The sequence below is a fragment of the Acidovorax sp. SUPP3334 genome (assembly GCF_030159055.1).
GTDB lineage: Bacteria > Pseudomonadota > Gammaproteobacteria > Burkholderiales > Burkholderiaceae_C > Paracidovorax.
The window spans coordinates 13,908-35,426 of record NZ_BQXQ01000022.1; the positions used below are offsets into that span (position 1 = coordinate 13,908).

The 21,519-nt window shown below is 67.8% G+C and carries 16 protein-coding genes and 3 pseudogenes; 12 read left to right on the plus strand and 7 right to left on the minus strand.

Features of this window, described 5'->3' with window-relative positions; genetic code table 11:
- Nucleotides 1-133: 133 nt before the first annotated feature.
- On the minus strand, nt 134-844 hold the full coding sequence (locus AVHM3334_RS13740; RefSeq protein WP_284413111.1) for a haloacid dehalogenase type II: 711 nt from the start codon (nt 842-844) through the stop codon (nt 134-136).
- A gap of 231 nt (nt 845-1,075) precedes the next feature.
- Between AVHM3334_RS13740 and AVHM3334_RS13745 the strand changes: the two genes are divergently transcribed.
- Nucleotides 1,076-2,314, plus strand: a complete 1,239-nt coding sequence (locus tag AVHM3334_RS13745) for an MFS transporter (RefSeq protein WP_502869911.1) — start codon at nt 1,076-1,078, stop codon at nt 2,312-2,314.
- A gap of 47 nt (nt 2,315-2,361) precedes the next feature.
- Here the strand turns inward: AVHM3334_RS13745 and AVHM3334_RS13750 are convergent, their stop codons facing one another.
- Entirely contained in the window at nt 2,362-3,210 is an 849-nt protein-coding gene (locus tag AVHM3334_RS13750) for a phosphatase PAP2 family protein (protein ID WP_284413113.1), read from the minus strand.
- A 357-nt stretch (nt 3,211-3,567) separates the two neighbouring features.
- Here AVHM3334_RS13750 and AVHM3334_RS13755 point away from each other — a divergent pair, with 357 nt between their 5' ends.
- From AVHM3334_RS13755 to AVHM3334_RS13775, 5 genes are all read left to right on the plus strand, one after another.
- Nucleotides 3,568-4,674: a diacylglycerol/lipid kinase family protein gene (locus AVHM3334_RS13755; protein ID WP_284413115.1), complete on the plus strand. Its 1,107-nt coding sequence runs from the start codon at nt 3,568-3,570 to the stop codon at nt 4,672-4,674.
- A 23-nt stretch (nt 4,675-4,697) separates the two neighbouring features.
- Complete coding sequence (locus AVHM3334_RS13760; protein ID WP_284413118.1) at nt 4,698-5,507, plus strand: metallophosphoesterase family protein; 810 nt, start codon at nt 4,698-4,700, stop codon at nt 5,505-5,507.
- 51 nt (nt 5,508-5,558) lie between these two features.
- Nucleotides 5,559-6,530: a magnesium/cobalt transporter CorA gene (gene corA / locus AVHM3334_RS13765; RefSeq protein WP_284413119.1), complete on the plus strand. Its 972-nt coding sequence runs from the start codon at nt 5,559-5,561 to the stop codon at nt 6,528-6,530.
- 158 nt (nt 6,531-6,688) lie between these two features.
- The gene (locus tag AVHM3334_RS13770; protein WP_502869912.1) at nt 6,689-7,828 is read left to right on the plus strand and encodes a TRAP transporter substrate-binding protein; all 1,140 of its coding nucleotides are present in this window, start codon (nt 6,689-6,691) and stop codon (nt 7,826-7,828) included.
- Nucleotides 7,828-10,503 (plus strand): bifunctional diguanylate cyclase/phosphodiesterase, encoded by a 2,676-nt coding sequence (locus AVHM3334_RS13775; RefSeq protein WP_284413121.1) that lies wholly within the window; start codon nt 7,828-7,830, stop codon nt 10,501-10,503. The genes AVHM3334_RS13770 and AVHM3334_RS13775 overlap by 1 nt, the downstream gene beginning before the upstream one ends.
- Before the next feature lie 236 nt (nt 10,504-10,739).
- Here the strand turns inward: AVHM3334_RS13775 and AVHM3334_RS13780 are convergent.
- Nucleotides 10,740-10,904 (minus strand): annotated as a pseudogene (locus tag AVHM3334_RS13780) (EamA family transporter); the annotation flags it as partial.
- A gap of 113 nt (nt 10,905-11,017) precedes the next feature.
- Between AVHM3334_RS13780 and AVHM3334_RS13785 the strand changes: the two are divergent.
- The 3 genes from AVHM3334_RS13785 (at nt 11,018) to AVHM3334_RS13795 (ending at nt 13,536) form a co-directional block, all read left to right on the plus strand.
- On the plus strand, nt 11,018-12,004 hold the full coding sequence (locus tag AVHM3334_RS13785; protein ID WP_284413123.1) for a quinone oxidoreductase family protein: 987 nt from the start codon (nt 11,018-11,020) through the stop codon (nt 12,002-12,004).
- Nucleotides 12,001-12,834 (plus strand): NUDIX hydrolase, encoded by an 834-nt coding sequence (locus tag AVHM3334_RS13790; RefSeq protein ID WP_284413125.1) that lies wholly within the window; start codon nt 12,001-12,003, stop codon nt 12,832-12,834. The genes AVHM3334_RS13785 and AVHM3334_RS13790 overlap by 4 nt, the downstream gene beginning before the upstream one ends.
- 111 nt (nt 12,835-12,945) lie before the next feature.
- Nucleotides 12,946-13,536: a hypothetical protein gene (locus AVHM3334_RS13795; protein WP_284413127.1), complete on the plus strand. Its 591-nt coding sequence runs from the start codon at nt 12,946-12,948 to the stop codon at nt 13,534-13,536.
- 53 nt (nt 13,537-13,589) lie between these two features.
- On the opposite strand, the gene AVHM3334_RS13800 is transcribed toward AVHM3334_RS13795, so the two are convergent.
- Nucleotides 13,590-14,534 (minus strand): LysR family transcriptional regulator, encoded by a 945-nt coding sequence (locus AVHM3334_RS13800; RefSeq protein ID WP_284413129.1) that lies wholly within the window; start codon nt 14,532-14,534, stop codon nt 13,590-13,592.
- A gap of 97 nt (nt 14,535-14,631) precedes the next feature.
- On the opposite strand from AVHM3334_RS13800, the gene AVHM3334_RS13805 reads away from it, so the two are divergent.
- Nucleotides 14,632-15,699 (plus strand): bile acid:sodium symporter family protein, encoded by a 1,068-nt coding sequence (locus tag AVHM3334_RS13805; RefSeq protein WP_284413131.1) that lies wholly within the window; start codon nt 14,632-14,634, stop codon nt 15,697-15,699.
- 240 nt (nt 15,700-15,939) lie between these two features.
- Here the strand turns inward: AVHM3334_RS13805 and AVHM3334_RS13810 are convergent, their stop codons facing one another.
- Nucleotides 15,940-17,610 (minus strand): Na/Pi cotransporter family protein, encoded by a 1,671-nt coding sequence (locus AVHM3334_RS13810; RefSeq protein ID WP_284413134.1) that lies wholly within the window; start codon nt 17,608-17,610, stop codon nt 15,940-15,942.
- Between the two features lie 257 nt (nt 17,611-17,867).
- Here AVHM3334_RS13810 and AVHM3334_RS13815 point away from each other — a divergent pair, with 257 nt between their 5' ends.
- The gene (locus AVHM3334_RS13815; protein WP_284413135.1) at nt 17,868-19,175 is read left to right on the plus strand and encodes a hypothetical protein; all 1,308 of its coding nucleotides are present in this window, start codon (nt 17,868-17,870) and stop codon (nt 19,173-19,175) included.
- 76 nt (nt 19,176-19,251) lie between these two features.
- Here the strand turns inward: AVHM3334_RS13815 and AVHM3334_RS13820 are convergent.
- Both AVHM3334_RS13820 and AVHM3334_RS13825 read right to left on the minus strand, forming a co-directional pair.
- Nucleotides 19,252-20,065, minus strand: a pseudogene (locus AVHM3334_RS13820) (phosphodiesterase).
- Between the two features lie 9 nt (nt 20,066-20,074).
- Nucleotides 20,075-20,170: pseudogene (locus AVHM3334_RS13825) on the minus strand (LacI family DNA-binding transcriptional regulator); the annotation flags it as partial.
- A 384-nt stretch (nt 20,171-20,554) separates the two neighbouring features.
- On the opposite strand from AVHM3334_RS13825, the gene AVHM3334_RS13830 reads away from it, so the two are divergent.
- Nucleotides 20,555-21,508, plus strand: coding sequence for a hypothetical protein (locus AVHM3334_RS13830; protein ID WP_284413137.1), 954 nt, complete (start codon nt 20,555-20,557; stop codon nt 21,506-21,508).
- Nucleotides 21,509-21,519: the final 11 nt, after the last annotated feature.

A 21,519-nucleotide genomic window follows, 5' to 3' on the forward strand; every position in this document is an offset into this window, starting at 1 on the left:
TTTCAACGGGTTTGCTGCAGCCGTCGCGTCGACACATCAACGTTTGTTCGGTCATTCATCCCTCGGCACTGTGGTTATGCGGCGAGTTTACCTGCCGCGTCCCACAAGCGATGCTGGCGCCTCGCATGCCCGCTTACGCGCCCAATCGCTCCGCCAGCCCCACCAGACTCTCCGCGTGCCAATCATTCCCCGCATGCGGTGACACGTCCTTCGGCCGTGCCTTCCCGAATTCCCAAGGCCGTTCGATGTAAGCGGTTCGCAGCCCGCATTCCCGCGCCGCCGCCAGGTCGTCGTGGTGGGCTGCCACCAGCATGACCTGATCCGGCGCGAGGTCGAACGTGCGGGCCACGCCCAGGTACACCTGCGGGTCGGGCTTGTAGGCGCGGAACACCTCGGCGCTCAGGATGCAATCCCAGGGCAGGCCGGCGCGCTTGGCCATGTGGGTCAGCAGGCCGATGTTGCCGTTGGAGAGCGTGGTGATCGTGTACTGGCGCTTCAGGCGCTGCAGCCCCTCCACGCTGTCGGGCCAGGGGGCGAGCCGGTGCCACACGCGGTTCAGGTGCTGGCGCTCGGCCTCGGTCAGGTGCTGCAGGCCGAAGCGCGGCAGCAGGCCATCGAGGATGAGGCGATGCAGTTCGTCGATGCGGGTCCAGCCCAGTTCGCCGCTGCGCACGCGCTGCATGGCAGGCTGGTAGCCGTCGCGCCAGGCGAGGGCGAAGGCGTCGGCATCCACTTGCGGGTACAGGGCCTCGACTTCCCGCACGATGCTGCCGTGCCAGTCCACGACGGTGCCGAAGATGTCGAAGGCCAGCACGCGCACGCCGTGCCAGGGATGGTCGCTCATGGGGGTTCCTTGGTTGGGGTCGCGGTGATGAACAGGACGATCCGCAGCCGCTGCCACAGCTTAGCGGCGGTCGGCGAAACCGGCTGTTCCCTGGGCAAAGTCTGCCGGCCCTGGCGCGCAGGCCTGGCGTGATATGGTCACTGGCCTGCGGGTTTACCCTGATTTTTTATCCCGCCTGCCGCCCGGATCGCTTTGACGGATGGGCATGCAGGCATGCACGCCGCGCTTTCCATGACCACGCCTTCCCTGCCTTCCCGCTCCGCCGATGCCACGGCGACCGATTCTTCCGCCGCCCCGGCGCGCGACGACCGCACGCTGATGCGCGCCGTGCTGGCGCTGGGCCTGGGGGGCTTTTCCATCGGAACGGGGGAGTTCGTCATCATGGGTTTGCTGCCCGAGGTGGCGCGCGACATCGGTGTGAGCATTCCGCAGGCGGGTCACGTGATCAGCGCCTACGCGCTGGGCGTGGTGATCGGAGCGCCGGTGCTGGCCGTGCTGGCGGCAGGCTGGGGCCGGCGGGCATTGCTGATCGCGCTGATGGGGGTGTATGCGCTGGGCAATTTCGCATCGGCGATGGCTCCGGGCTACCTGTCGCTGAACGTGATGCGCTTCGTGACCGGGCTGCCGCACGGCACGTATTTCGGCGTGGCGGCGCTGGTGGCGGCGTCGCTGGCGCCACCCGGCCGGCGCGCCCGTGCGGTGGGGCTGGTGATGCTGGGGCTGACGGGCGCCACGCTGCTGGGCGTGCCGATCGCGGCGTGGCTCGGGCAGGTGTTCGGGTGGCGAGCGGCTTTCGTGTTCGTGGGGCTGATCGCGGTGGCGGCCATGGCCATGGTGCGGCGGGGCGTGCCCTACCAGGCGCCGGCCGAGGGCGCCAGCCCGTGGCGCGAACTGGATGCCCTGCGGCGCAAGCAGGTGTGGCTCACGCTGGGGATCGGGGCGATCGGCTTCGGGGGCATGTTTTCGGTATTCAGCTACATCAAGCCCACGCTGACGGAGGTGGCCGGGCTGCCGGTGTCCGGCGTGCCGTTCGTGCTGGCGCTGTTCGGCGCGGGCATGGTGGCGGGCAACCTGGTCGGTGCGCGGCTGGCCGACAAGTCGCTGATGCGCACGATCGGCGGGCTGCTGCTGTGGTCCATCGCGGTGCTGGGCGGCTTCGTGTTCGCGGCGCACCATGTCGCGACGGTGGCGCTGGCCACGTTCTTGCTGGGCACCATCGTCGCCATCGGCCCGGCGCTGCAGATCCGCCTGATGGATGTGGCGGGCGACGCGCAGACGCTGGCTGCGGCCCTCAACCACTCGGCGTTCAACTGCGCCAATGCGCTGGGCGCCTGGCTGGGGGGCGTGGCGATCACGGCCGGACTGGGCTGGACGTCCACCGGCTGGGTGGGCGTGCTGCTGGCGCTGGGCGGGCTGGCGGTGTTCGGGCTGTCGCTGGCGGCAGACCGGTCCGGGCGCGCCGCCAGTTGACGGCTTGGCGACGCAGGCTGCAGGCGGCCTGTTGCGTTACCGGCCCGTCAAGCCAAGGTGGCCGACCGGGACCGGGACCGGTGCCAGTGCCCCACGCCGGACATCACCATCACGCAGCAGGCCAGCCATGCGCCGCCGGTGAGCCAGCCGGCGAGCACGTCGCTCGCAAAATGCACCTGCAGCACCACACGGCTCCAGCCCACGGTGAACACGGTGGCCACCGCCAGCAGCACGGCGGGCAGATGCCATCGCGCGGGCAGCAGGCGCAGGACCAGATAGGCCAGCATTCCGTAGGCCACGAGCGAGCTGCTGCTGTGCCCGCTCGGAAAGCTGAAGCCGTCTGCCACGGCGATCTCGTGCGTGTGCACGGGCCGCACCCGTTCGAAGGTGTGCTTGAACCCCCGCGTGATCAGCCCGTTGCCGGCCAGCGCCGCCGTCCAGCCCAGTGCGAGCAGGCGGTACCGGCGCAGCCATAGAGCGGCTGCCACGGCCACGGCCAGCACCGCGAGCATGGCCGTGTCGCCCGCGTGGGTGAGGGTGGCGAACAGCGTCAATGTGGCCACGCTGGCGGTGGCGCGCAGCGTGTCGGCCAGCGTCTGGTCCAGCAAGGCCCAGACGGTGGGAGCCGCCCATTCTTCGGCCAGTGCCGCAAGGGCCTGTGCGCAGGCCAGCAGCAGCAGCGCCGCCACGAGCAAGGTGCCCAGCAGCCGCAGGCCCGCATTCCGGGGCGCGGTCCAGCGGTCCGCCCAGGGCGCTGTCCATCGGGCGCCATGGGTGTGCAGCGGCCCGGCGGCGGCCCAGGCCGCAGCGGCCGCCATCAATGCGATGGCCATGCCGCCTGCCCAGACGGTCAGCGGGTGCGATGCGGCCCACAGGGCGATGGCGTGCGCGTCCATCAGGCATGCCTCCCGAGCACGGGCGGCGGTGTGTCGTGAAAGCCTGGCGAGCGGGCAGGGCGGTGGCGGCAAGGCAAGGGCATGGATCGCGCGAAAAAGAGATGGACAGGGCGCCAATGGTGGCAGGCACGGATGCGTGAGCGCCCGTAATTCCCGGCGCCGCGCCGGGGTTTGCCGGCACGGCGGACGAGGGCGGGACGCCTGTCGGCCATGGCTGACAAGGGGTGCGCCTGCCTGCCGATGCATGTGCGGGAGCGGCTGTGTGCAGAATCGGGCGTCCCGCCCCGCAGGTGTACGCTGCGAGCCCGGTGCGGTTCAGCCCCGCCTGCGGATCTTCTCCCCCGAAAGCCTTCTCACATGCCATCCAACGACCTGCCAGCGTCCATGCCCCGAGGGCGCCGCCCGATCCACCTGGTGGTGCCCCACCGGCCCGGTGCCGATCACGGCCAGTTGCGCGCCCGGCTGGAGGCCCTGGCGCCCTTGCAAGGCAATGCCGTGCAGTGGCATGTGCCCGCGCTGCGCGCCGGCATCGTGCAGGCGGCCGAAGAGGCCGCGCTGGCCGCCAAGGCGAGCGGGGGGCTGGTGGTGGCCGCCGGCGGAGACGGCACCATCAACGCGGTGGCCACCGCCGCATGGAAGCACCAGGTGCGCATGGGCGTGATTCCGGTGGGCACCTTCAATTATTTCGCGCGTGAACAAAGCCTGTCGCTCGATCCCGAGCAGGCCGCCAACGACATCTTCGATGCGATGGATGCGGGCGATGTGCGGCCGGTGAACGTGGGCTTCGTCAACGACCGCATGTTCCTCGTCAATGCCAGCGTAGGGCTGTACCCGCGCCTGCTGGAAGAGCGCGAACTGGCGTCGCGCCGCTTCGGGCGCTCGCGCTGGGTGGCCATCGTGTCGGCGGTGTGGAGCTTTTTCAGGCCGGCCTCCGCAAGGCGCTGGCGCGTGGCGCTGCGCCAGCACGGCGTGGCAGCGCCCACGCGGGAAGAGTTTTTCGCCTCCACGCTGTTCGTGGGAAACAACCCGCTGCAACTGGAGCGCCTGGGCATTCCCCAGGCGCAGGACGTGGCCGAGGGCGACCACCTGGCCGTGCTGCTGCTCAAGCCCCAGAGCCGAGCGGCCACCGCCCGCACGGTGTGGAACGCGGCCATCGGCCAGTTGGCGCGCGATGAAGCCGTCATCAGCCTGGCCTGCGCCGAGATGGTGGTGGAGCCCACCTGGCGCCCGCACCGCGTGAAGGTGGCTTTCGACGGGGAGCGCGAATGGATGGTGCCGCCGTTGCGTTTTCGGGTGGAAGACCGGCCGCTGTGGCTGGTGGCTCCCACCGCCACCGTGCGCGACGACGACCCCGCCATGCAAGGCGCCGTTCCGGTCGCTGCCACTACCGCCCCGGCCACCGAACCCGAGCCGGAACCCGAAGCAGCTCCGGTCCCCGCACCGGGCCTGGCCCCGGCGGGCTGAATGCGCAGCGCCTGCGAGCCGCGATGAGCGTTCTCATGCACTTGTCGGACCTGCACTTCGGTGCGCACGACCCGCGCGTGTGCGCGGCGGTGGGCCGGCTGGTGCAGACGCTGGACGTGTCGCTGCTCGTGGTGTCGGGCGACCTCACGCAGCGCGCCACGGCGCGGCAGTTCGCGCAGGCGCACGAATTTCTGACCGGGCTGGGCGTGCCGCAATTGCTGGTCATGCCCGGCAACCACGATGTGCCCCTCTTCGCCTGGTGGGAGCGCCTGGGCCGGGCATACCGCCGCTACGAGCGCTGGTGGGGCCGCGACCTGGAGCCGGTGTGCGACGTGGCGGGCTTCCTCGCCGTGGGGGTGAACACCACGCGCCCCTGGCGGCACGAGCGCGGCAGCCTGTCCCACGCGCAGATCGATGCGGTGGCCGAGCGTTTGGCTGCGGCGCCCCGCGACCGTTGGCGCATCGTGGTCACGCACCACCCGCTGGTGGTCCACCCGACCAGCGACACCGAACACCGGCCCCACCGCGCCGGCGAGGCGCTGGCGCGCTGGCGCGAGGCCGGGGCGCAACTGCTGTTGTCCGGCCACGCGCACGAGCCCGGGCTGGCCGAAGTGCTGCCGGGGCTGTGGGCGGCGCGGGCGGGAACGGCCGTGTCGGTGCGCCTGCGCGCCCATGCGCCCAACAGCCTGGTCACCCTGGAACGGCGCGATGCCGGCCCGCCCGGGCTGGGCGCGTTGCCGGCCCGCCACCGGCTGACGCGATGGGATTACGACGCCCGGGTGCAGGCGTTTTTGCCGCTGCCTGCGCGCGACCTCGCAAGCTCCGGAACCTAGCGCCGGCATGGCAAGATCCAGCCTGTTGCCAAGGAACTGGACTGCCCCCCGATGCTGATCAATTGCGTTGCCTACCAAAACGGGGCCAAGCTGGCCGATATCTCGGTCGACCACATCAGTGATTACGTTTCCCTGCCCGGATGCTTCGTCTGGGTGGCGCTGGCCGATGCCACGCCGCAGGAACTGGACGAGATGCAAAAGGAGTTCGGCCTGCACGAACTCGCCGTGGAGGATGCGCAGCACGGCCACCAGCGACCCAAGATCGAGGAATACGGCAACTCGCTGTTCGCGGTGCTGCACCTGGTCGAGCCCGATGCCGGGCACGGTGGCGTCAACGTGGGCGAGGTCGATGTGTTCGTGGGCGCCAACTACGTGCTCTCGGTGCGCAACCGCAGCAAGCTGGGTTTCCTGGGCGTGCGCGAGCGCTGCGAGCGCCAGCCCGAACTGCTGCGCACCGGTGCGGGCTTCGTTCTGTATGCATTGATGGACGCGGTGGTGGACCGCTACTTTCCGGTGATCGATGCGCTGGAGGTGGAGCTGGAGCAGATCGAGCAGCAGATCTTCACCAAGGGCGCACCGCACAACAACATCCAGCGGCTGTACGAGCTCAAGCGCCGCGCCATGGTGCTCAAGCGCGCCGTCGCGCCGCTGCTGGAAGGCGTGGGCAAATTGCACGGTGGCCGGGTGCCCCAGGTGTGCATGGGCTCTCAGGATTATTTTCGCGACGTGCTCGACCACCTGAGCCGCATCAACGGCTCCATCGACGCGATGCGCGACACCATCGGCACGGCCATCCAGGTGAACCTGTCGATGGTGACGATCGAAGAGAACGAGATCACCAAGCGCCTCGCGGCCTGGGCCAGCATCTTCGCGGTCTGCACCGCGTTCGCCGGCATCTGGGGCATGAACTTCGAAGGCATGCCCGAACTGAAGTGGACCTATGGCTACCCGGCGGCGCTGTTGCTGATCCTGGGCGTGTGCGGCTACCTGTATTACCGCTTTCGGCGGGCGGGCTGGCTCTGAGCCGCGGCCGGGCCGGGAACGCCGTCTGCCAGGGTGTTGTAAACCACGGCGCGCCGAGAGCACGCCCCCATTGGTCAAATCGAAGCAAGATGGTACAAAAGCCGGGGATGGAGAAATCTCTGGCGGCGACACGGCAACAAGAACTACGGCGTTCCTTCATGCAACACCATTTCCTGACCCGCGCACTGTGCCGCCTGGCACTGGCCTGGCTCTGCTGCACCCCTTTGCCGGGAGTCGCGCAAAGCCCCGCGCCGGCCAAGGCCGGTACGGGGGAGGGCTCCACGGCGGCGAAGGGCCCGGCGCCCGCGCCGGTGTCGGCACCCTTCATGCTGCGGGTGGTGGGCAGTCTCGGGGCGTTGTCCCAGTATCAGGAGCGCGAGGCCCCGTTCTGGACGCAGGAGCTGGCCAAACTGAGCAACGGCCGGTTTTCCGCCACCATCGTGCCGTTCGATCGGGCAGGCGTGCCGGGCATGGAGATGCTGCGGCTGGTCGAGCTGGGCGTGGTGCCCTTCGGCACCACCCTCATGAGTTCCCTCACGGCGCAGTACCCGCAGTACACGGCGCCCGATCTTCCCGGCCTCAACCCCGACATCGCCAGCCTGCGCGCCACGGTGGCGGCCTTTCGCCCCTATCTGCAAAGCGCGTTGCGGCAGGAGCACGGCATGGAGATGCTGGCCATCTATGTGTATCCCGCCCAGGTGATCTTCTGCAAGAACGCCATGACCGGGCTCTCCGACCTGTCGGGACGCCGCATCCGGGTGGCGTCGGCCTCGCAGGCGGACTTCATCAGCGCCCTCGGTGGCATTCCGGTGCACACGGGCTTCGGCCAGATGGTGGCGAGCCTGAAGGCCGGCGACAGCGAGTGCGCGGTGACCGGCACCATGTCGGGCAACACCATGGGCCTTTATGAAGTGACCCAGTACGTCTACCCGATGCCGCTGACCTGGGGCCTGTCGATCTTCGGCGCCAACCGGGACATCTGGAACTCGCTGCCTGCCGACCTGCGCGCCCTGCTGCAACGCGAGCTGCCCCGGCTGGAGGCCGCCATCTGGGCCGATGCCGAGCGCGAAACCTCCGAAGGCCTGGCCTGCAACACCGGCCGTCCCTCGTGCCAGAAGGGCGCTCGCGGCTCGATGATGGTGGTGCCGGTTTCGGCGGCGGACGACATGCGCCGCGCCGAGATCCTGCGCACCACGGTGCTGGCGAACTGGCAGCGGCGCTGCGGCCCGGCCTGCGTCGATCTGTGGAACCGTACGGTCGGCCCTGCGCGCGGCATCCCCGCTCCCCGGGCGCCTTGATGAAGGCCGTTCCCCGACACATTCAGGCGGCCATCAGCGGTGTGGTGGCCGTCTTCCTGCTCGCCCTCGCCGTGTCCGCGGTCTGGCTGGTGTGGACCACGCGCCACTCCGCGCTCATGGAGAGCGAGGCGCAGGTCACTCGCTTCACCACCGGCGCCGAAGCCGCGGTCAACCGCGCGCTGCTCGGGCTGGACGTGCTGCTGGCCAGCACCGCCGACTTGATGGCGCTGCGCGAACAGATGCACGAGCCCGGCGGGCCCGGCTCGGTGAGCCAGCTGCTGCGCACGGCGGCGCGCCAGAACCTCATGGTGCGCTACGTGGCGCTGATGGACGGGCAGCGCAAGGTGGTCGCCTCGTCGGACGCGGCCGGCGTGCGCGTGGGGCTGGACCTGCCTTCGGGATTTTTCGATGAGGTCATGGGGCAGGCCGTGCCCACGCTCGCCATCAGCGTGCCCACGGTGAGCTTCTCCAGCTCCGAGCGCGTGGTGTACGTGGCCCGCCATGTCCGGTCGCCGGTCGGCACGCGGCTGGTGGCCATCGCCCAGGTGCCGACGAGCATGCTGGTGTCGGTGCTGACGCAGGCGGTGGACATCTCGGGCCTGGAGATCACGCTGGAGCGGGGGCAGGGGCAGATGCTGCTGGGCTTTTCGGGCCGGGGCGATGCACGCCACCGTGCCCGCGTACACCCCTTGAGCGAGGTGGGAACGCCGATCAGCGCCTGGGGGCAGGGCGCGCGCATTACCGGCGTCTCGGCGCTGGTGGTGGCGCGGCCCATTCTGTATCCGGACTTCTGGATTTCGGCCAGCCTGCCGCAGGAAGCGGCGCTGGCGCCGTGGCGCAGCGAGCGCAATGCCATCGTGCTCGTGGCCGTGCTGTTCGGCGCCACCGTGGCGGCTGCGGGGCTGGCCACCATCGCGTACCTCAACCGCATGAACCGCGCGCGGTTCGCCCTGGCCAGTTCCAAGTCCACGCTCGACCAGGCGCTCGGGTCCATGGTGACCGGCTTCGTGCTGCTGGGCCGCCAGCAGGAGGTGCTGCAGTGGAACCGCCGCTTCGAGGAGATCTTTCCGTGGCTGCGCGGCGTCATGGCCGAGGGGCTGCCGTTCCGCACCCTGCTGGAGGCGACCGTGCTGCACCACCTGCCCGACAGCGGCGAAGGCCAGCGTCGCGAATGGGTCGAGCAGCGCGTGGCCCTGCAGCACCACCCCGACGGCACGCACGAGCAGATGCTGCCCAACGGCCATTTCATCCAGATCACCGAGCGCGCCACGCCCGAAGGCGGGCTCATGATTTCGTACCACGACGTCACCGACCTGCGCCTGGCCAGCGCCGAGATCGAGAACCTCGCCTTCTACGACCTGCTGACCGGCCTGCCGAACCGGCGCCTGCTGCTGGACCGGCTGAACCAGGCCGCCGCCACGGCATCGCGCTCGCGCGAACTGGGGGCGCTGCTGTTTCTCGATCTGGACCACTTCAAGACCCTCAACGACACCCAGGGCCACGAAGTGGGCGATCTGCTGCTGCAGCAGGTGGCATTGCGCCTGAAAGAGTGCGTGCGCACCACCGACACCGTGGCGCGGCTGGGCGGCGACGAGTTCGTGGTCATGCTGTGCGACCTGGCACGCGATCCGCAGGAAGCCGCCACGCTGGCGCGGCGCATCGGCGAGAAGATCCTGCTGGCGCTCAGCAAGCCCTACCAGCTGCGGTCGCAGACGCACCACAGCAACTGCAGCATCGGCGCCACCGTGTTCGGCGATTCGCGGCAATCGGCGGCCGAGCTGCTCAAGCAGGCCGACATCGCCATGTACCAGGTCAAGGCCCGCCGGGGCCATGGCCTGTGCTTTTTCGACCCGCAGATGCAGGTGGTCATCACCCAGCGCGCGCAGCTCGAATTGGACCTGCAGACCGCCATCCAGCAAAACCAGTTCGTGCTGCACTACCAGCCGCAGTTCACCTTGCCCGGCACCGTGGTGGGCGCCGAAGCGCTGCTGCGCTGGCAGCACCCGGAGCGCGGCCTGGTGGCGCCCGGGCACTTCATCGCCGTGGCCGAGGAAAGCGAGCTGATCGTGCCCATCGGCATGTGGGTGCTGCGCACGGCCTGCGAACAACTGGCCGAGTGGCAGCGCGACCCGCGCCTGCGAAACCTGCACGTGTCGGTGAACGTGAGCGCGCGGCAGTTCCGCCATCCCGACTTCGTTGCGGGCGTGGTGGAGGTGATCCAGGAAACCGGCGTCCGCCCGCACCTGCTGGAACTGGAGCTGACCGAATCGCTGGTGCTGGACAACGTGGAAGACTCGGTCGCCAAGATGCACCTGCTGCGCACCAAGGGCGTGCGGTTCTCGGTGGACGATTTCGGCACGGGCTATTCCTCGCTGGCCTACCTCACCCGGCTTCCGCTGCACCAGCTCAAGATCGACCAGTCGTTCGTGCGCAACCTGGGCGTGCGGCCCACCGACGACGTGATCGTGCAGACCATCATCGGCATGGCCCGCAACCTGGAACTGCAGGTGATCGCGGAAGGCGTGGAAACCGCCGAGCAGAAAGACTTTCTGGCCCAGCACGGCTGCGATCTCTACCAGGGCTACCTGTTCGCGCGCCCCCTGCCCGTGGCCGAACTGGTGGAGCGCTTCGGCGACAGCGCCACGCCGATCTCACCGGCGCCCGGTCCGCTCTGAGCGGCCTGGCGGCAGGCCATGGACCCACGGCATCACAGAGATTTGCTATTTTTTATATAGCAATATGCCGTTGATTTGATTGCGCTGGAGGCCTTTTTGACTCCAAGTCTCAAACTCCAGCCCTCCAGCCCTCCAGCCCTCCAGCCCTCCAGGCGCTGTCAGGCCTTCAAGGCCTCGCCCCCCGGTACCTTCTGCGGCCGTGACGAAGCCACGATGCCGCTCACGATCAGCAAAAACGCCAGCGGCAGCAACACCAGAAACGCCAGGGCCCAGCGGATGAAGTTCAGCGTGACGGGAGGCACCAGGGTGTGGACCATCCGCCCCACCACCGCATTGCCGGCCCACAGGAGCGGCGCGGTGGCCAAAAGGGCGATGGTGCCGGGGGTGAGTCGTTGCGTCATGGGGCTGGACTGTAGCGTCTCGCCTTCGGCAAAACGGGGGGAAACATGGCAGGATTCGCGGGCTTTCCGTTGCCCGGTTTTTCATCTTTCCTCTTTCTCGCAGGAGTGTTTCCATGAGCCTTGCCGTTCAGATCCGCCAGCATGGCGGCCCCGAAGAACTTCAGATCGTCGATGTCACCGTCGGCGAGCCCGGTCCGGGCGAAATCCGCATCCACCACCATGCCGTGGGCCTGAACTTCATCGACGTGTACCACCGCACCGGGCTGTATCCGCTGCAGATGCCGGCCGCCATCGGCATGGAAGGCGCCGGCATCGTGGAAGCCGTGGGCGAGGGCGTCACCCACCTGAAGGCCGGCGACCGTGCCGCCTACGCCAGCAACCCGCCCGGCAGCTACGCCGAAGTGCGCCTGATGCCCGCCAAGACCGTCTGCAAGCTCCCCGACGCCATCGGCTTCGAGACCGGCGCGGCCATGATGCTCAAGGGCCTGACGGCGCAGTACCTGCTCAAGAAGACGCTGCCCGCCGAGGGCCTGCAGCCGGGCGATCACGTGCTCTTTCATGCTGCGGCCGGGGGCGTCGGCCTCATCGCCTGCCAGTGGGCCAAGGCGCTGGGCCTGCAGCTCATCGGCACCGCCGGCAGCGACGAGAAGTGCCGGTTGGCCCTGGCCAACGGCGCGGCGCATGCCATCAATTACCGCACCGAGGACTTCGCCGCCCGCGTGAAGGACATCACCGGCGGCAAGGGCGTGAAGGTGGTGTACGACTCGGTGGGCAAGGACACCTGGGAGAAGTCGCTCGAATGCCTGCGGCCGTTCGGCCTCATGGCCACGTTCGGCAATGCGTCGGGCCCCGTGGCCCCATTCGCGCCCGGCGCGCTGGGCGCCAAGGGATCGCTCTACGTGACGCGGCAGACCCTGTTCACCCACATCGCCACGCGCGAAGCCACGCAGGCCATGGCGGACGATTTGTTCGCGGTGGTGCAAAGCGGCGCCGTCAAGATCCACATCGAGCAGCGCTATGCCCTGCGCGACGTGGAGCAGGCACACCGCGACCTGGAAGCGCGCAAGACCACGGGCTGCACCGTCCTCACCCTGTCATGAGCGCCCTCGCGCCCACCGCCCCGGGCTGGCTGCCGGCCGCGCGTGCGCTGGCCCAGCGGCCTGCTGCGGCAGCGCGCCTGCCCTTCGCCGTGGCCGGCCGGATCGTCGGCAGCGTGGCCGAGGGCGTTCTGGATGAAATCATCGCCATGCCGCCGGAAAACATGCCTGTAATGCTATCGAAAAGAGAGCATTACGGTGTGGCAGGCTGGCACCTCGACAGCGCGGCCGGTGACGCCAGCGCCGCCCTCGCGCTGCTGGCCGATGCCTTGCGCCGCGCAGGGCGCTGCGGCCCCTGGCGCGATGAGCAACTGGCGGTGTGCAGCGCGGCGGGCGAGCGCATCGGCACGGTGGAACGCGGCGCAGTGCGCGTGCTGGGCATCGCCACCCGCGCCGTGCACCTCGTGGCCATCGCGCCGGATGGCCGCATGTGGGTGCAGCAACGGGCCTTCGACAAGCCCACCCACCCCGGCCGATGGGACACGCTGATGGGAGGCATGGTCAGCGCCGCCGATACCCTGGATACCGCGCTCGAACGCGAAACCTGGGAAGAGGCGGGCCTGCGCATCGCTGCGTTGCAAGACGTGGTCCACGGCGGCCATGTGGACTTCGCCCGGCCCAGCGACGACGGCGAGGGCGCGGGCTACATGGTCGAGCGCATCGACTGGTTCCACGCCACCGTGCCCGAGGGCCTGGCACCCGAGAATCAGGATGGGGAAGTGGAGCGGTTCGAGCTGCTGGCCGCTGCCCAGGTGCATGCGCGGCTGGCGCGCTGCGACTTCACGCCGGAAGCGGCGCTGGTGCTGGCAGGGTTCTACTGGCCGCAGAAGTGAGGCCAAGCCCAGCCGGCTGCGTTTGGCAATGCACTGTTTCGCATGGCCTCAGCGCTCATCGGGCGCATGCATAAAGTGAAGGCATGTTCCACACTCCGCGCAAGGATTCCCATGTTCAACGGCATCACCCATAAGTTAGGCATAGGCCGCAAGTCGAGCGACACGCAGGCCCATCCGAAAGAGGGGTCGGGCAAATCCTCCGGGAGTTCGTCGGGAAAGACATCGCGCCATTCGCATGCCGCTCCATCGGGAATGCCCTCTTCTCGTGCCCAATCGGGCGTCATCGCGTCGGAGCAGGGTGCTCGCCCCCGCACGCGGATCGATGGGGAGCCGTCTTCGGACCGCCCGCTCAGCGTCAAAGAGCAACGGCATCAGCAGTTGATGGCGCAGGCGGCCGCGATGGGGGGTGAATATGCGCCCAGCAGCTATACGCCCAAACCGAAAACGGAAAGGCCGACGGCCTCTGTGCCTTCTGCGCCGCCGAGGCTCGAGCGTCAGGATTCTTTCGACCCCAACCTGCAAACCATGATGTTCGACACGCCCGCTGCAAAGGAGTTTTATCAACACATGGTGAACCCAGGCGCGAACGCCCAAGGCGGCGCTTCCGCCGAAGCCGCCACGCCAGCGAGCGGGCGTACCTTTGGACGCAGCGGGCCCATCCAGGACCGCAATTACGACGCGGGGCCTGCGCCTCGGCGTTAGGGGGCCGACGCAAACGGTCGAGAGCGGGTTTCGAAGGCCTGGCGCTGCAGGTTTTACGGCGTCGCGCGGGTCGAATGCCTCGGCTCTGCCCGGGACGGATTTTTTGCCTGCCGCTCCTGAGCCACCGTTCGCACCAAGTCCCACGCGGCCTTCGCCACCGGCGCCAGTGCCCGGTTGCGGCGGTGGATGAGCACGATTTCCCGGTCCACGCGCGGGCGCAGCGGGCGCACGGCCACGCCGGGCAGGCCCTCGGGCGGCAGGGCGAGCGTGGGAACCACCGAAATGCCCAGGCCCGCACCCAGCATGCGAAAGATCGTGGTCGGGTGGCCGACTTCCTGCGCCACGGTGGCCGTCACGCCATGCGCGGCCAGCGCCTGGTCGATGAGGCGGCGGCTGCCGGAGGCGTGATCGAGCAGCACCAGCGGCTGGCCTTCCAGGTCGGTCCAGCGCACGCTGCGCCTGCGTGCCAGGGCGTGCCCGGGCGGGCAGGCCACGCAAAAAGGCTCGGTCAGAATCGCCTCGCAGGTGAGCGCCTCGCGGTCGCCGGGATCGACCACCACGCCGAAATCCACCTCGCCCGACAGCACGCTGGCCAGCACGTCGTTCTGGATGCGGTCCAGCAGCACGATCTGCAGGCCCGCAATCTCGCGCTGGCAGCGGGCGATGCAATCGGGCATCAGGTGCGCCGAGAGCGTGGGGCTGCTGGCCACGCGCACCCGGCCCCGCCGTTCGGACGCCATCCCGCGAACGTCCAGCAGCACGGTGTCCAGGTCTTCCAGCACGCGCTCCAGGCGGGCCGCCAGGCTGCGGCCCGCTTCGGTCAGTTCGACCTCGCGCGTGGTTCGGTTGAGCAGTTGCAGGCCCAGTTGCGCTTCCAGCTCGGTGATGCAGCGGCTCACGGCGGGTTGCGTGAGGCCGATCTGCTCGCCCGCACGGCTGAAGTGGCGCGTGGCGGCGACCGCGCGAAAGACATGGAGTTGGCGCAGCGTGATATTCATGATTCGGAATCATAAAACCATCAGATAAATCCATTTCTCTTTGGATGGTTGCGCTGGCCTAATGGCGGCCAATTCGATTGCAAAGGCTCCGCTCTCCATGGCCCGCTCCCGCTTCCTTCCCGACAATTTCACCCTCGCGCTGCTCGGCACGGTGGCCCTGGCGAGTCTGCTGCCCGCCTCAGGGGGCGTGGCCCACGGCTTCGAACAGGCCACGGTGGCTGCCGTGGCGCTGCTGTTTTTCCTGCACGGCGCCAAGCTGTCTCGCGAGGCCATCGTGGCCGGGTTGTCGCACTGGCGCCTGCACCTCGTGGTGGTGGCCTCCACCTTCGTGCTGTTTCCGCTCATCGGTTGGGCGCTGCGCCCCGTGTTGCAGCCGCTGGTGACGCCGGAGCTCTATCTGGGTGTGCTCTTTCTTTGCGTGCTGCCCGCCACCGTGCAGTCCGCCATCGCCTTCACGGCCATGGCGCGGGGCAACATGCCGGCTGCCGTGTGCGCCGCGTCGGGCTCGACGCTGCTGGGCATCGTGATCACGCCGCTGCTGGTGGGCGTGCTGCTGCCCGGTGTTCCGGCGGCGCACGGCGCTGCGGGCGGCGCTGGCGGCTCGCATGACCTGCTGGCCAGCATCGGACGCATCACGCTGCAGTTGTTCATGCCGTTTCTGGCGGGCCATCTGATGCGCCCCTGGATCAGCGGCTTCATTCAGCGCCGGGCGGCCGTGCTGAAGTTCGTGGATCAGGGCTCGATCCTGCTGGTGGTCTATACCGCCTTCAGTGCCGCCGTGATCGAGGGCCTGTGGCGGCAGATTCCGCTGCCGGCTCTGGCGGGCCTGCTTGCCGTGTGTGCGGTGGTTCTGGCGATTGCTCTGACGGCCACGACCTGGATCAGCCGGCGCCTCGGGTTTTCGAAGGAGGACGAAATCACCATCGTGTTCTGCGGCTCCAAGAAAAGCCTGGCGAGTGGCGTACCCATGGCCAAGGTGCTGTTCGCCTCGCATGCCGTCGGCGCCATCGTGCTCCCGCTGATGGTGTTCCACCAGATGCAGCTCATGGTGTGCGCGGTACTGGCCCAGCGCTACGCCCGCCGGCCGGAAGGGATGGCCGCCGCGGACCGCATCGCCGCCAATGCGGCGACGGTCCGCGCGGCCGAAACCTCCAAGGCCCCGTAACGGGATGAGTGGTGTGCCAGGGCCTGCACCGCTCAAACCCCGTCAGTCCTGTTCTTCGCCGGGCGGCACCTTCAGGCGGTCGTTGCGGACCTGTTATAGCGCAGTGCCACCACGGCGCTGAACCTCGCCGGCGGCATCGTCGCCAACGGTTCCGACGATGGCTTCACGGGGCCTGCCGCAGGCCGCTGCTGCTGCGGCGGCGGTGGCCATCGGAGGGGTGCTTGCCCTGGGGCGAACCCGTCATTTTCCGATCGCGGCATCCTGCGCCGCGCCAGTGGCCGTGCGCAGGCGGTTGGGCGCGAGGGCGCCGGCCGAGTCCAGGATGGGGTAGGCGATGGAGCAGATGTGCGAGTTGATGCGCTTGAGCTCGCTGATCAGGTCGATGTGCAGCGAACTCGTCTCCATGCTTTGCAGCGTCTTGTCGGAGAGTCTGACCAGGTGGGTGGCCGCATACGCGCGCTCCAGGTCCCGAAAGCGGGCTTTTTCTTCCAGCAGCTTTTGCGCATCGCGCACGGTGCCGTTGAGGAACACGCTCATGCCCAGCCGCAGGTTGTTGATCAGACGCTCGTGCAGCTCGGTGATCTCGGCCATGCCGGCTTCGGAGAACTGGCGGCCCTTCTTGATCTTCTTGTCTTCGATGTCCAGCAGAACGCGTTCGATGATGTCGCCGATCTGCTCCATGTTGATGGTGAAGCTGATGATGTCGGTCCAGCGGCGGCTTTCTTCCTCGCCCAGGGCTTCGCGAGAGATCTTGGTCAGGTAGTACTTGATGGACGAGTAGAGCTCGTCCACCTCGTCGTCCATCTTGCGCAGCCGCTCGGCCAGCTGGACGTCGTTTTTCTTGATGACGTCGAGCACGCCCAGCAGCATGGTCTCGACCACGTCGGCCTGGTGCAGAGCCTCTCGGGCAGCGCAGGAAATGGCGAGCGAAGGCGTGGAAAGGGCGGACGGGTCCAGGTGATGCGGCCGCAGGCTCTGGGCGCCCGCCGGCTTGGGCAGCAGCCGTGTCACCCAGGTGGCCACCCACTGCGTGAACGCGATGAACCCCAGGCTGATGATCACGTTGAAGCCCAGGTGGAACAGCACCACACCCTGTGCCGTGCCCGGCATCTGGGGCTGTACGTAGCGCAGCCACAGCCCGACGAAAGGCGCCACCAGCACGACGCCCATCAGCTTGAACACGAGATTGCCCACCGTGACCTGCCGCACTTCGACGGCCGACTTGGCGGTGGTGAGCACCGCCAGCAGGCCGCTGCCCAGGTTGGCTCCGAGCACCAGGCCCAGGGCCACGTCCAGCGGCACCACGTGCGAGGCCGCCATGGCCGAGATGAGCAGCACGATGGCCAGGCTGGAATAGGCGATCACCGCCAGCACCGCACCCATGACGATCTCCATCACGATGTCGCTGTTGAGCGAGCCGAGCATGGCCTTGATGATGGGTGACGCGAGCATGGGGCCGCTGGCCTGCACGACCATTTCAAGCGCCAGCAGCATCAGCCCCAGCCCGATGAGCACGCGCCCCACGCGCCCGGCCGAGCTGGACTGGCGGGTGATGAACAGCACCACCCCCACGAAGATGAACAGCGGCGACAGCCAGGAGAGATCGGTGGAGAACAGCACGGACATGAGCGCCGTGCCCACGTCGGCCCCGCGCATCACCGCCAGTGCGGCGGGCAAGGTGATGAGCCCCTGGCCCACGAACGACGAGGTCATGAGCGAGGTCGCCGTGCTCGACTGGACCAGGGCCGTCACGCCGATGCCCGAGAGCGCCGCCGTGAAGCGGTTGCCCATGCTGCGTGCCAGCATGGTGCGCAGGTTCGCGCCGAACACACGCAGCACGCCGGTGCGCACCAGGTGGGTGCCCCAGACCAGCAGTGCCACGGCGGCCAGCAGATTCAACAGGTGCTTCATGAAATGGGTCGGATGCTTCATCCGGGGGCGCTGCGCAGGGCTCCTCGCCCGGCTGCCTTCCCGAGAGTGACAGCATACTCCTGAATCCATAGCAATCGGCCAGCAACCGCAGGCTGCGCCGGGTCTGAGGCGCGGGCGCGCGGCGGTGAAGTGGATTCGCCTTTCCGGCATCGGCTTCGGGGTTGGGGTGCGGTTGGGAATCCTTGTTCCTACGCTCGGCCTTCCAACTCAAACATTCAAAGGGAGAAGCACAAGCCATGGTCCACATCGTCGATATCACACCGTCCAAGCCGGTGGTACGTTCCGACCCGGTGCGCGGCAAGGAAGCCGTTTCATCGCGCAAATCCAGTTCCATGCCAGGGGCGGGGCCCTTGAAGGGGCGGGTCGGTGCGCAGGGCACGCCAGCCAAGGACTCCGGGACGGCCACATTGCACTCGGCGCCCCATTCCCGCCCCCGGTCGAATACCGGGATCTGGATTCAGTCTCCGAAGTCGGGGGCCGAGCAGGCTTCGAAAACGCCTGCGGTCGGCGTAGCGAAGCCGTCGGCAAATGACATCCCCCGACTGGACCTGGCTGCAAAGGGGATTCTCAAGATATCGGGACAGCCGATGCGGTATGTCGATGACAAGGAGAAATCGGCTCAGGAAAACTTTGCGGCCTTGCGGGGCCATGTCGAGAATCTGCAAGGCATGCTGAAGCAAAGAGACGCAGCCTTCACGGCGCAGGCAAAGCTGCGCATGCAGCTGAATCACCTGGACGGCCACGCGGAACCTGAGCGATATGAAAGCTGGGCTCAGGCGGCGTCGGTCGAGCTGGAAGCGGCGTTCCAGGCGGCTGCGGCAGCCGTCAGCAGCATGCAGGTACGTCTTGATGCAGGTCCTGACTCCGGCGGCGATGGGTCGGATACCGAGGACTATCTGGACGCTCAGGCGGACTGGAGTTCTGACGTGGACAGCGATACCGAAATCGCTACGCCAGCCAAATCCGAAGTCAGCCCTCAGAAGAACGAGGATGCGCCAGTGAAGGCGGATGCCTTGGCAGCGCGTTTAGAGCCACAGACAAAGGCTGCCGATCTGGCTGCCGTTGAAACATCACTTCCCAAAGGGCCCGAGTCCACACCGATCGATAAAACGACAGCGGCTGAATCTCCCGCCGAGTTGGCCTTGGAGGAAGCCGACAGAAGCCGGCATGAAATGGCCACGGACCTGCTGGCGCTGAGCCGCTTGAACATGGGCCACCACACCAGTGGGGCGCTGGACCTCGTTGGAAACGTGCGTGCGATGCGCCGGAAAATCGATGCGCTGGAAAAGGTGCTCGCCACGAAAAGCCACGTACTGCAAGGCCATGCCGATCTGGTGGCGCAGTTGAACGGTGAAGCGCCGGCAGGCCGATTGGACTGGCCTCAGTTCAAAAAGTGGGAGGCCGCCGCCGCCGTCAGGCCCGATGAAAAGTTCGATGAACTGGCAAAGTCGGTCAGTGCGATCAAAGCCCGGATGCGCAACGGTATGGAACATCTGACTAGGATCGAAGGCTACACCGAGGCTGAAATTTTTTCGAAACCATGATGAACGGCCGAGTTTTTTTGAAAGCCTCGTCCAGCCGCTGCGGCCTGGACGCCGAGGCGCTTCATCGACCAATCGATCAATCGATCAACTGCCCCGCTTCGTGGAACGGGTAAGGCCCAGGGTAGGAACCGCTGGCCACGGTATGTCTCACCATGCGGCTGCCTCGGGGCAGGGCATGCAGCGCAAAGCCAGGTGGCTCCAGCGTCCAGGCCGATGCCGCATCCTCCGCCAGGTCCAGGCAGACCTGGTGCGCGGGCCAAGGCACGGTCGTTGCCAGGGTGCCCCGAACCTCACCTGGATGGCGCGGTGCAGGTGGCCGCAAACGACCCGTTCCACATTGGGGTGCCGTACCACGATGGCCTCCAGGGCCTGGGCGCCTTCGAGCAGGCCGATGGCGTCCATGTGGCCGATGAGCGTGCGAAAGGGCGGGTGTGCATTGCGATCACGACCGGCTGTCCGTGGTACGCCTCCAGCTGCTGCTCCAGCCAGGCGAGCCGTGCCTGGCAAAGGCCTCCTTCGCTGGCGCCCGGCACCACGGTGTCGAGCGCGATGAGCTGCAGTCCGCCCACAGGCACCCTGTATTGCACGAACCCTTCTTCGCCCAGGTACGCGTGCTCGGGAAAGCTCGCGCGCAGTTGGGTGCGGTCGTCATGGTTGCCGGGCAGCAGGTAGAGCGGCACGGCTCCGAGCGGTGCCAGCAGCTCGCGCAGGTGGGCATACTCCGCCGACCGCCCGAAGTCGGTGAGATCGCCGGTAATGACGATGGCGTCGGGCCGCTGCGGCAACCGCAGCACCGTTTCCACCGCCTGGTGCAGATAGGGCGCGGTATCCAGCCGCCCGTAGGCCAGCCGTTCGGCCACGCCGAACACCAGGTCGCGTGTGGCGGGGATGACCTTGTCCGGCAGGTTGAAGGCGCGGGATACGGTGGCGACCGAAACCCCTGCTTCGCGGGCGACGTCCTGAATGGTCAACGGGGAAGAGCGGGGTGAGGTCATGCCATGTAATCGATTTCATGGTGTTGGAGCTGGGCGGCGTGACGGCGCTATGACAGCGTGGGTGCAATCAAGCAATTTCACTTCGCAAGGGAGTGGGCGCGTTCGCAGGATCGCTTTCGCGAAAGTCCCCATTGGGGCCAAGCTCATGCGGCACTGAGCTATTTACGAATCGGAGCAGCCATGGTCACGCCTCTTTCGGCCCGCAACGCACAGCATGCACACCGTGCTGCAGCCCCTGCTGCCGATACGGCGCGAGCCCTCACTTCGGCCCCTGCCGCGCCTGCCGCCCCTGCCCGCGCTGCTTCTGCTGCAGCGCTGTCTGCGCGCGCGCCCTCGTCGGAAGGGCTTCCTCCGCGTCAAACCATTGCCCCGTCCCGCGAGCTGATGCCTCCGCGAAATGATGCCCGGCTGCGCGCCTACGTGATGGCCCGCGCCATCGACGGCCGGGTGGTGGAAGGCCAGGATCTGGCACGGCTGCGGCTGGCCAATCGCACGGTCGATATGGTTCGCGGCATGCTGCCCTGGGGACGAGGCAACGTGGCCGCCGATGTCGAGCGCACATGGGGCGAGAGTTCACGCAGAAGTCTGGCGTGCCACTCCATGACCTATCACCTGACGCAGTTCGCCGGATGGCCGCCTGTTCAGGCACGGGCGACGGCTGCACTGTTTGCGCAGGCGGGCACATGTGACGATCAAGCTGCGCTGAGCGTGATGTTGCACGCACCGCACCTGCAGCAAAATGAGGCGCTCTACCAGGTGATTTCTCTCCAGATCGGCCATGTCTGGGCGGAGTGGCGCGAAGAAACCCACCCCGGCAATGCGTTCGCGCTGGTCATGGACCCCTGGATGGACGGTCCAGCGGTGTTCGCGTCCGACGGCCAACTGTCGGACATTCCCCGAAGCACCCGGCCTCAATTCAACTTTTCTCAAGCCTCCGGACTGGCTGCCAAAGCCGAGACGGATTGGCTCATCGCGAATTCTGCCAATGGGTTGAGCGCGATGTTTTTGCAAGCCCGCACGACGATTGCGCCCGATTACCGCTGTCCCCCCGAGCTCACCTATCGAGGCATGCCGGTCATCAGCCGGGCTTTCGAGTTGAGGGTTCAGACGAAGCTCGACCGAACGGTCGACACCGCCAAGGCTGTGCGATTCGGAGTACCCAGCGATGCGCTGGCGGCATCTCCCAGCCTGCTGAGGGCTCGGCGCAGCCTGCTCAATGACACGCTGGCCGTGGGTGTGGCCCGCGAGATGACGCCCGGCCTGAGCCTGCGGGCTGCGCAAGAGGAAGTGCCTGAGCTGCTGGACGGCGCAAGGCACCGGCTTCGCAAAACGCTGTGAGCCCGCAAGGA

What these genes read in the sequence shown, in the direction of transcription:
- AVHM3334_RS13750 (WP_284413113.1), bottom strand. Translation starts at nt 3,210, where the DNA reads ATGGACGCGCACGCCATCGCCCTGTGGGCCGCATCGCACCCGCTGACC.
- AVHM3334_RS13790 (WP_284413125.1), top strand. Translation starts at nt 12,001, where the DNA reads ATGAGCGCCCTCGCGCCCACCGCCCCGGGCTGGCTGCCGGCCGCGCGT.
- AVHM3334_RS13800 (WP_284413129.1), bottom strand. Translation starts at nt 14,534, where the DNA reads ATGAATATCACGCTGCGCCAACTCCATGTCTTTCGCGCGGTCGCCGCC.
- AVHM3334_RS13805 (WP_284413131.1), top strand. Translation starts at nt 14,632, where the DNA reads ATGGCCCGCTCCCGCTTCCTTCCCGACAATTTCACCCTCGCGCTGCTC.
- AVHM3334_RS13830 (WP_284413137.1), top strand. Translation starts at nt 20,555, where the DNA reads ATGCCTCCGCGAAATGATGCCCGGCTGCGCGCCTACGTGATGGCCCGC.
- AVHM3334_RS13785 (WP_284413123.1), top strand. Translation starts at nt 11,018, where the DNA reads ATGAGCCTTGCCGTTCAGATCCGCCAGCATGGCGGCCCCGAAGAACTT.
- AVHM3334_RS13760 (WP_284413118.1), top strand. Translation starts at nt 4,698, where the DNA reads ATGAGCGTTCTCATGCACTTGTCGGACCTGCACTTCGGTGCGCACGAC.
- AVHM3334_RS13770 (WP_502869912.1), top strand. Translation starts at nt 6,689, where the DNA reads ATGCAACACCATTTCCTGACCCGCGCACTGTGCCGCCTGGCACTGGCC.
- AVHM3334_RS13740 (WP_284413111.1), bottom strand. Translation starts at nt 844, where the DNA reads ATGAGCGACCATCCCTGGCACGGCGTGCGCGTGCTGGCCTTCGACATC.
- AVHM3334_RS13755 (WP_284413115.1), top strand. Translation starts at nt 3,568, where the DNA reads ATGCCATCCAACGACCTGCCAGCGTCCATGCCCCGAGGGCGCCGCCCG.
- AVHM3334_RS13795 (WP_284413127.1), top strand. Translation starts at nt 12,946, where the DNA reads ATGTTCAACGGCATCACCCATAAGTTAGGCATAGGCCGCAAGTCGAGC.
- AVHM3334_RS13745 (WP_502869911.1), top strand. Translation starts at nt 1,076, where the DNA reads ATGACCACGCCTTCCCTGCCTTCCCGCTCCGCCGATGCCACGGCGACC.
- corA (WP_284413119.1), top strand. Translation starts at nt 5,559, where the DNA reads ATGCTGATCAATTGCGTTGCCTACCAAAACGGGGCCAAGCTGGCCGAT.
- AVHM3334_RS13775 (WP_284413121.1), top strand. Translation starts at nt 7,828, where the DNA reads ATGAAGGCCGTTCCCCGACACATTCAGGCGGCCATCAGCGGTGTGGTG.
- AVHM3334_RS13815 (WP_284413135.1), top strand. Translation starts at nt 17,868, where the DNA reads ATGGTCCACATCGTCGATATCACACCGTCCAAGCCGGTGGTACGTTCC.
- AVHM3334_RS13810 (WP_284413134.1), bottom strand. Translation starts at nt 17,610, where the DNA reads ATGAAGCACCTGTTGAATCTGCTGGCCGCCGTGGCACTGCTGGTCTGG.